The 770-nt window shown below is 65.7% G+C and carries 1 protein-coding gene; it reads right to left on the reverse strand.

The features are described from left to right. Positions 1–770 (reverse strand): ABC transporter permease (locus tag QSK37_RS51300; protein WP_285637450.1); only part of this gene is annotated, 770 nt, incomplete at both ends.

The following is a 770-nucleotide window of genomic DNA, read 5'->3' on the forward strand; positions in this document are numbered from 1 at the left end:
GCGCGGGTGACGCGCAGGGACAGCAGACGGTCCACGCTGATGGCCAGGAGGAGCAGCAGGCCGGCGATGGCGTCCTGCCAGAAGGAATTGACCTTCAACACCACCAGGACACTGCCGATCGTGGTCAGCAACAACGCACCCAACGCCGCGCCGTACACACTGCCCAGCCCGCCCACGATCGCCACACCACCGACCACGACCGCCGAGACCACCTTCAGCTCCCAGCCGTGCGCCGCATCCGCCACCACGGTGCCGAACCGCGCCAGCCACAACACCCCGGCCAACCCGGCCAGCACACCGCTGACCACATAGGCCGTCAGGATCCGCTTGCGGATCGCGATCCCCGCCAGCCGCGCGGCGTCGGGATTGGAACCGATCGCGTAGAACTCCCGGCCCGAGGGGAACGAACGCAGGTAGTACCCCACACCCACCATCACCACGATCGTGATCAACGGAAGGTACGGGATCCCCAGCACACTGCCGCTGCCCAGCTCCAGCAGCGAAGACGGCACGTCCGCGGCGTTGATCTGCTGCCCATGCGCCCAGTAGTAATCCAGGCCCTGGATCACATACAGCGTCCCAAGCGTCACCACCAGCGCCGGCACCTTGAAGAAACTGACCAACACCCCGTTGACCAGCCCGCACACCGCACCGATCACCATGCCCAACACCAGCACCAAGACGATGTTCCGGTCATGACCGAGCACGAACTTGCCCGACGCGAAAGCCACAAGACCCACCACCGACCCCACGGACAGATCGATGTTGCG

Origin of the sequence: Actinoallomurus iriomotensis (assembly GCF_030269445.1) — a bacterium.
Taxonomy (GTDB): Bacteria; Actinomycetota; Actinomycetes; order Streptosporangiales; family Streptosporangiaceae; genus Actinoallomurus; species Actinoallomurus iriomotensis.